Below are 752 nucleotides of genomic sequence, written 5' to 3' on the forward strand. Positions count from 1 at the left end.
GGGTTCCCGGCGTCCTGCCGGTGGTCGTGGTCCCTTTCGGGGGCCCTCGCCCACCAGTGTGCAGGGTGTGCGGGTTGTTGTTTGAGAACTGTATAGTGGACGCGAGCATCTTAAGAACAGGTGCCGCAAGCGGCCGGGCGTCTCCCTCTTCTCGTAAGAGGTGGGGGTGTGTCTGGTGGGTTGTGGTGCCGTGTTCGTGATTGATCGCCGAGATACCGCTGCTGTGCCTCCTTGTGGGGTGTGGTGGTGGTGGTATCGGTGTGTTCTGTGATCATGTGGCAAGTTTTTAAGGGCGCACGGTGGATGCCTTGGCATCAGGAGCCGATGAAGGACGCGGTAATCTGCGATAAGCCTCGGGGAGCTGATAAACGAGCTGTGATCCGAGGGTCTCCGAATGGGGAAACCCCGCCGCGTGTTATGCGTGGTGACCCGCACCTGAATTCATAGGGTGTGTGGAGGGAACGTGGGGAAGTGAAACATCTCAGTACCCACAGGAAGAGAAAACAACAGTGATTCCGTCAGTAGTGGCGAGCGAACGCGGAAGAGGCCAAACCGATGGTGTGTGATACCCGGCAGGGGTTGCATCATCGGGGTCGTGGGGCGTGTCGTCCCGGGTCTGCCGGCCCGGGCGTGTGAGTGCAGGGCGATAGTCGAACCGGTGTGAGTGCCGGACCGGAGAGGGTGAGAGTCCCGTAGACGAAATCGTTGCTGCCGCACGGAACGCGTACCCAAGTAGCACGGGGCCCGAGAAA

1 rRNA gene is annotated in these 752 nt (G+C 60.5%); it reads left to right on the forward strand.

Going from position 1 to position 752, the window contains the following annotated elements:
• Positions 1–276: 276 nt before the first annotated feature.
• A 23S ribosomal RNA gene (locus RF645_RS12995) occupies positions 277–752 on the forward strand; the annotation flags it as partial.

Source organism: Kocuria sp. CPCC 205260 (assembly GCF_040981045.1).
GTDB lineage: Bacteria > Actinomycetota > Actinomycetes > Actinomycetales > Micrococcaceae > Kocuria > Kocuria palustris.